The sequence below is a fragment of the Enterobacter sp. 22452 genome, from assembly GCF_052045065.1.
Taxonomy (GTDB): domain Bacteria; phylum Pseudomonadota; class Gammaproteobacteria; order Enterobacterales; family Enterobacteriaceae; genus Enterobacter; species Enterobacter mori.
Window position 1 is genome coordinate 23,046 of the sequence record NZ_JBQEOB010000015.1, and the last position, 6,933, is coordinate 29,978.

Genomic DNA, 6,933 nt, shown 5'->3' on the forward strand with positions numbered 1-6,933 from the left:
GAGGCCATGACGCTTAAGGAACTGCAAAAATGACCGAACTGAAGAACGATCGTTATCTGCGTGCGCTGCTGCGCCAGCCCGTTGATGTCACCCCGGTGTGGATGATGCGCCAGGCGGGACGCTATCTGCCAGAGTACAAAGCCACGCGCGCGCAGGCGGGCGATTTTATGTCGCTGTGCAAAAACGCCGAGCTGGCCTGCGAAGTCACGCTCCAGCCGCTGCGCCGCTTCCCGCTGGATGCTGCGATCCTCTTCTCGGATATTCTGACCATTCCAGATGCAATGGGCCTTGGCCTGTATTTCGAAACCGGTGAAGGTCCGCGTTTCACCTCCCCAATCAAAAGCAAAGCCGACGTGGATAAGCTGCCTATCCCCGATCCGGAAGGCGAGCTGGGCTATGTGATGAACGCCGTACGCACCATCCGCCGCGAACTGAAAGGTGAAGTGCCGCTGATTGGCTTCTCCGGCAGCCCGTGGACGCTGGCGACCTATATGGTGGAAGGGGGCAGCAGCAAAGCCTTCACCATGATTAAAAAGATGATGTACGCCGAGCCGCTGGCGCTGCATGCGCTGCTCGACAAGCTGGCGAAGAGCGTCACACTCTATCTGAACGCGCAGATTAAAGCCGGTGCGCAGTCGGTGATGATTTTCGATACCTGGGGCGGCGTGCTGACCGGACGCGATTATCAGCAGTTCTCCCTGTATTACATGCACAAAATCGTCGACGGCCTGCTGCGGGAAAATGAAGGCCGCCGCGTGCCGGTGACGCTGTTCACCAAAGGTGGCGGTCAGTGGCTGGAAGCGATGGCGGCGACCGGCTGTGACGCGCTGGGCCTCGACTGGACCACCGATATCGCCGATGCGCGCCGTCGCGTGGGCGACAAAGTGGCGCTGCAGGGTAATATGGATCCGTCCATGCTCTATGCTCAGCCAGCCCGCATTGAAGAAGAAGTGTCGACTATACTGTCTGGTTTCGGCCAGGGTGAAGGCCACGTCTTTAACCTCGGCCACGGCATTCATCAGGATGTGCCGCCAGAACACGCTGGCGTATTTGTGGAGGCGGTGCATCGGCTTTCTGCCCAGTATCATAAGTAAGGAGTAGTTATGGATCTCGCGTCGCTACGCGCTCAACAAATCGAACTGGCTTCATCGGTGATCCGCGAGGATCGTCTGGATAAGGATCCTCCGCAGTACATTGGCGGAGCGGACGTCGGATTCGAGCAGGGTGGGGAAGTGACGCGAGCAGCGATGGTGGTACTAAAATACCCTTCGCTTGAGCTGGTGGAGTACAAGGTGGCGCGTATCGCGACCACCATGCCGTACATTCCGGGCTTTCTCTCCTTTCGCGAATATCCCGCGCTGCTGGCTGCGTGGGAGCAACTCTCGCAAAAACCTGACCTGCTGTTTGTTGATGGACACGGTATTTCACACCCGCGCCGTTTAGGTGTTGCCAGCCACTTTGGGCTGCTGGTGGATGTGCCGACCATCGGCGTCGCCAAGAAACGCCTGTGCGGCGCGTTTGAACCACTCTCCGCCGAGCCGGGCGCGCTGGCGCCGCTTATCCATAAAGGTGAGCAGTTAGCGTGGGTCTGGCGCAGCAAGGCGCGTTGTAACCCGCTCTTTATCGCCACCGGTCACCGGGTGAGCATGGACAGCGCCCTGGCGTGGGTACAGCGCTGCATGAAGGGCTACCGCTTACCGGAGCCGACGCGCTGGGCAGATGCTGTCGCCTCCTCGCGTCCGGCATTCATTCGTTGGCAGGAAATTCAGCCGTGATTCAGGTAAACTGCGGCTAATTTTCGATTCGAGACATCATCATGTTACAAAACCCGATTCATCTGCGCCTTGAGAAGCTGGAAAGCTGGCAGCACGTGACGTTTATGGCTTGCCTGTGCGAGCGCATGTATCCCAACTATGCCGCGTTCTGCAAGCAGACGGCGTTTGGCGAAGGCCAGATTTATCGTCGTATCCTGGATTTAATCTGGGAAACGCTGACGGTAAAAGACGCGAAGGTGAATTTTGACTCCCAGCTGGAAAAGCTGGAAGAGGCGATCCCCGCTGCGGATGATTTTGACCTGTACGGTGTCTACCCGGCCATTGATGCCTGCGTGGCGTTAAGTGAGCTGATCCACTCCCGCCTGAGTGGTGAAACGCTGGAGCACGCCATCGAAGTCAGTAAAGCGTCCATTACGACCGTCGCGATGCTCGAAATGACTCAGGAAGGTCGCGAAATGACCGACGAAGAGCTGCGTGCCAACCCGGCGGTTGAACAGGAATGGGACATCCAGTGGGAAATTTTCCGCCTGCTGGCAGAGTGCGAAGAACGCGATATCGAGCTGATAAAAGGGCTGCGCGCGGACTTACGTGAGGCCGGTGAGAGCAATATTGGTATAATTTTTAACCAATGAGACAACAAAACGTGATTTAACGCCTGTTTTGTCGCTCCTCGACTCTTCCCTTCTGCCCCCCGTCTGGTCTACATTTGGGGGGCGAAAAAAAGTGGCTATCGGTGCGTGTATGCAGGAGAGTGCTTTTTTGGCATTTTCGTCGCACTCGATGCTTAGCAAGCGATAAACACATTGAAAGGATAACTTATGAACAAGACTCAACTGATTGATGTAATTGCGGACAAGGCTGATCTGTCTAAAGTGCAGGCTAAAGCTGCTCTGGAATCTACCCTGGCTGCTATTACTGAGTCTCTGAAAGAAGGCGATGCTGTACAACTGGTTGGTTTCGGTACCTTCAAAGTGAACCACCGCGCTGAGCGTACTGGCCGCAACCCGCAGACCGGTAAAGAAATCAAAATCGCCGCAGCTAACGTGCCGGCATTTGTTTCTGGTAAAGCACTGAAAGACGCAGTTAAGTAAGACGCGTGGCAGTGAACAGTTTTAACGAAGGGGCGGCAACGCCCCTTTTGTCATTCTGGCGTGGAACGCTCGCGCTGGCAGGCGTGCTGTTGCTGTCAGCCTGTAGCCACGATTCCTCCCTCCCTCCGTTTACCGCCAGCGGTTACGCGGACAACCAGGGCGCGGTCAGGATCTGGCGCAAAGATTCCGGCGGCGAAGTGCATCTGCTTTCTGCCTTCAGCCCGTGGCATAACGGCAATACATCGACGGCGGAATATCGCTGGCAGGGAGATGACCTGTCGCTGATTGAACTGAATATCTACAGCAAGACCCCCGAACACGTGAAAGTGCGTTTTGACGACCATGGCGAGCTGAGCTTTATGCAGCGTGAAGTCAGCGGTCAAAAACAGCAGCTTTCCAGCGATCAAATCGCCCTCTACCGCTATCGCGCTGAACAAATCCGCCAGACCAGCGATGCGCTTCGTCTGGGACGCGTTGTGCTGCGCCAGGGGCGCTGGCATGCCGATGGGACGGTGACAACCTGTGAAGGGCAGACGGTCAAGCCTGAGCTCGAATCCTGGGCGACCGAGCACATTCAACGCCGTCAGCGTCATTCATCAATGGAAGTGAGTGTGGCGTGGCTGGAAGCGCCGGAAGGCTCTCAGCTGCTGCTGGTGGCGAACGAAGACTTCTGTACCTGGCAGCCGACAGAGAAGAGTTTCTGACGTAAATCCCCTCTCCCTTTGGGAGAGGGTTAGGGTGTGAATTACTCGCCCTGCTCGCGTGCAATCGCGCGATAACCGATATCCTGACGGCTAAAGCTGCCGTTCCAGTGAATATCCGCCATCAGCGCATAGGCGCGTTTCTGCGCTTCTGCCACGGTATGACCCAGCGCGGTTGCACACAGCACGCGTCCACCGTTGGTGAGGACGCGATCGTCGTCGGCCAGCTTCGTACCGGCATGAAACACCTTCGCACCGTCAATCTCTTCCAGCGGCAGACCGTGGATCTCATCACCGGTGTTGTAGTTGCCAGGGTAACCACCCGCAGCAATCACCACGCCCAGAGAAGCGCGCTCATCCCACTCTGAGGTTTTCTCGTCGAGCTTGCCTTCGCAGGCCGCCAGACACAGATCCACCAGATCGGATTTCATGCGCAGCATGATGGGCTGCGTTTCCGGATCGCCAAAGCGGCAGTTAAATTCGATAACCTTAGGGTTACCCTGCTTGTCGATCATCAGACCCGCATAGAGGAAACCGGTGTAGGTATTGCCTTCTGCCGCCATTCCTTTCACGGTTGGCCAGATGATGCGATCCATCGTGCGCTGGTGGACTTCGTCAGTCACTACCGGAGCAGGGGAGTAAGCGCCCATTCCGCCGGTATTCGGGCCGGAATCGCCGTTGCCCACGCGCTTGTGGTCCTGGCTGGTGGCCATCGGCAGAACGTGCTCGCCATCGACCATCACGATAAAGCTGGCCTCTTCACCGTCGAGGAACTCTTCGATTACGATGCGGTGGCCCGCATCGCCGAAAGCGTTGCCCGCCAGCATATCCTGAACCGCGGCTTCTGCTTCTTCGAGGGTCATCGCGACGATAACGCCTTTACCGGCGGCCAGGCCGTCGGCCTTGATAACAATCGGCGCACCTTTTTCACGTAAATAGGCCAGGGCTGGCTCCACTTCGGTGAAGTTCTGATATTCCGCCGTTGGGATGTTATGACGCGCGAGGAAATCTTTGGTGAAGGCTTTGGAGCCTTCCAGCTGTGCAGCACCTTCCGTTGGGCCGAAGATTTTCAGGCCCGCCGCGCGGAACGCATCAACGACGCCAATCACTAGCGGCGCTTCCGGGCCCACAATCGTCAGATCGATTTTCTCGTTCTGGGCAAAGCTCAGCAGCGCCGGAATGTCAGTCACGCCGATAGCCACATTCTGCAGCGCGGGTTCCAGTGCGGTACCGGCGTTGCCCGGCGCCACGAAGACCGTTTTCACGAGCGGAGACTGCGCCGCTTTCCACGCCAGAGCGTGCTCGCGCCCGCCGTTACCAATGACTAATACTTTCATTTTCAGCTCCGGGAATTAATGACGGAAGTGGCGTATATCGGTGAAGATCATCGCGATGCCGTGTTCGTCGGCGGCGGCAATCACTTCGTCGTCGCGGATTGAGCCGCCAGGCTGGATCACGCAGGTGATCCCTACAGCGGCTGCCGCGTCGATACCGTCACGGAACGGGAAGAAGGCGTCAGACGCCATGGCGGAACCTTTCACTTCCAGACCTTCGTCGCCTGCTTTAATCCCGGCGATTTTCGCGGAGTAGACGCGGCTCATCTGGCCAGCACCTATCCCGATGGTCATGTTCTCTTTGGCGTAGACGATGGCGTTGGATTTCACGAACTTCGCGACCTTCCAGCAGAACAGCGCGTCACGCAGTTCCTGTTCACTCGGCTGACGTTTGGTCACCACGCGCAGGTCGGCTTCTGTCACCATACCCAGATCGCGGTCCTGAACCAGCAGACCGCCGTTCACGCGCTTGAAGTCCAGGCCCGGCACACGTTCTGCCCACTGGCCGCAAACCAGTACGCGTACGTTCTGTTTCGCCGCGGTGATTTTCAGCGCTTCTTCGGATGCGGATGGCGCGATGATCACTTCAACGAACTGACGGGAGATGATGGCCTGTGCGGTTTCAGCATCCAGCTCGCGGTTGAAGGCGATAATGCCGCCGAATGCGGAGGTCGGGTCGGTTTTGTAGGCACGATCGTAAGCATCCAGAATAGAGGTGCTTACCGCGACGCCGCATGGGTTGGCGTGCTTAACGATAACGCAGGCTGGCTCGCTGAACTCTTTCACGCACTCCAGCGCGGCGTCGGTATCGGCAATGTTGTTATAGGAGAGCGCTTTACCCTGTACCTGCTGGGCGGTAGCGACAGAGGCTTCTTTTACCTCTTCTTCTATATAGAAGGCAGCCTGCTGGTGGCTGTTCTCGCCGTAGCGCATATCCTGCTTCTTAATGAAGTTCAGGTTCAGGGTGCGCGGGAAGCGGCCAGAAGGATCTTTGCTTTCACCGTGGTAAGCCGGTACCAGGCTACCGAAGTAGTTGGCGATCATGCTGTCGTACGCGGCGGTGTGTTCGAAGGCTTTGATGGCGAGGTCGAAACGCGTTTCAAGCGTCAGTGACCCTTCGTTGGCATCCATCTCATTAATAATGGTTTCGTAATCGCTGCTCTTTACGACGATGGCCACATCTTTATGGTTCTTGGCCGCGGAGCGCACCATGGTTGGGCCGCCGATATCGATATTCTCTACGGCATCTTCCAGAGAACAGCCTTCGCGGGCAACGGTCTGGGCAAAGGGGTAAAGGTTAACAACCACCATGTCGATTGGCGCGATGTTATGCTTTTCCATAATGGCGTCGTCCTGGCCGCGACGACCAAGAATGCCGCCGTGGACTTTTGGATGCAGGGTTTTGACGCGTCCATCCATCATTTCCGGGAAACCGGTGTAATCGGACACTTCGGTTACCGGCAGACCTTTATCTGCTAACAGGCGAGCGGTACCGCCTGTAGAAAGCAGCTCTACGCCACGTGCAGAAAGTGCCTGAGCGAATTCGACGATACCGGCTTTATCAGAAACACTGAGCAGAGCGCGGCGGACTGGACGACGTTGTTGCATGGTAAATCCCCTGGATTTCACGATTACAGAGAGCGTTAGATGAATTTTCCTGCGAAAAACTCATCTAACACACCTGACGGGGCATCCTTGTTAAGCGCGAGCATTTTAACGAAAACGTTTGCGCAACGCTCGCACATTTTCACTTTTCGTATCATTGTGGATAAGTCTGTGTGTAAAAAGGTATAAGGCGGGGTTTTGCTGTGTAATGCAGCAGTCAGTCATTTTTCTGTCATTTAGCGGTTGCGGCCTGCGGAGAACTCCCTATAATGCGCCTCCATCGACACGGCAGATGTGAATCACTTCACAAACAACCGGGTCGGTTGAAGAGAAAAAATCCTGAAATAACGGGTTGACTCTGAAAGAGGAAAGCGTAATATACGCCACCTCGCAACGGTGAGCGAAAGCCGCGTTGCACTGCTCTTTA

General features: G+C 56.4%; 7 protein-coding genes. 5 read left to right on the top strand and 2 right to left on the bottom strand.

All coding sequences use genetic code 11. The features are described from left to right. Positions 1-29 precede the first annotated feature (29 nt). The 5 genes from hemE to ACTJJA_RS23365 all read left to right on the top strand — a co-directional run bounded on the left by hemE (position 30) and on the right by ACTJJA_RS23365 (position 3,570). A complete protein-coding gene (gene hemE, locus ACTJJA_RS23345) occupies positions 30-1,094 on the top strand; it encodes a uroporphyrinogen decarboxylase (RefSeq protein WP_010425930.1) in 1,065 nt (354 codons plus the stop codon). A gap of 9 nt (positions 1,095-1,103) precedes the next feature. Further along, positions 1,104-1,775, top strand: coding sequence for a deoxyribonuclease V (gene nfi, locus ACTJJA_RS23350; protein WP_010425928.1), 672 nt, complete (start codon positions 1,104-1,106; stop codon positions 1,773-1,775). 41 nt (positions 1,776-1,816) lie between these two features. After that, positions 1,817-2,407: a YjaG family protein gene (locus tag ACTJJA_RS23355; RefSeq protein WP_003862310.1), complete on the top strand. Its 591-nt coding sequence runs from the start codon at positions 1,817-1,819 to the stop codon at positions 2,405-2,407. 186 nt (positions 2,408-2,593) lie between these two features. Beyond that, positions 2,594-2,866: a nucleoid-associated protein HU-alpha gene (hupA, locus tag ACTJJA_RS23360; RefSeq protein WP_002445246.1), complete on the top strand. Its 273-nt coding sequence runs from the start codon at positions 2,594-2,596 to the stop codon at positions 2,864-2,866. 11 nt (positions 2,867-2,877) lie between these two features. Then, positions 2,878-3,570, top strand: a complete 693-nt coding sequence (locus ACTJJA_RS23365; RefSeq protein ID WP_010425913.1) for a DUF1481 domain-containing protein — start codon at positions 2,878-2,880, stop codon at positions 3,568-3,570. Positions 3,571-3,611: 41 nt separating this feature from the next. Here the strand turns inward: ACTJJA_RS23365 and purD are convergent, their stop codons facing one another. Together purD and purH are read right to left on the bottom strand one after the other, a co-directional pair. Beyond that, the gene (purD, locus tag ACTJJA_RS23370; protein ID WP_440669313.1) at positions 3,612-4,904 is read right to left on the bottom strand and encodes a phosphoribosylamine--glycine ligase; all 1,293 of its coding nucleotides are present in this window, start codon (positions 4,902-4,904) and stop codon (positions 3,612-3,614) included. Between the two features lie 15 nt (positions 4,905-4,919). Then, positions 4,920-6,509 (bottom strand): bifunctional phosphoribosylaminoimidazolecarboxamide formyltransferase/IMP cyclohydrolase, encoded by a 1,590-nt coding sequence (purH, locus tag ACTJJA_RS23375; RefSeq protein ID WP_440669314.1) that lies wholly within the window; start codon positions 6,507-6,509, stop codon positions 4,920-4,922. Positions 6,510-6,933: the final 424 nt, after the last annotated feature.

Excerpts from the sequence above, each read along its gene's own strand:
- ACTJJA_RS23355 (WP_003862310.1), top strand. The coding sequence starts at position 1,817 with ATGTTACAAAACCCGATTCATCTGCGCCTTGAGAAGCTGGAAAGCTGG.
- purH (WP_440669314.1), bottom strand. The coding sequence starts at position 6,509 with ATGCAACAACGTCGTCCAGTCCGCCGCGCTCTGCTCAGTGTTTCTGAT.
- hupA (WP_002445246.1), top strand. The coding sequence starts at position 2,594 with ATGAACAAGACTCAACTGATTGATGTAATTGCGGACAAGGCTGATCTG.
- hemE (WP_010425930.1), top strand. The coding sequence starts at position 30 with ATGACCGAACTGAAGAACGATCGTTATCTGCGTGCGCTGCTGCGCCAG.
- nfi (WP_010425928.1), top strand. The coding sequence starts at position 1,104 with ATGGATCTCGCGTCGCTACGCGCTCAACAAATCGAACTGGCTTCATCG.
- purD (WP_440669313.1), bottom strand. The coding sequence starts at position 4,904 with ATGAAAGTATTAGTCATTGGTAACGGCGGGCGCGAGCACGCTCTGGCG.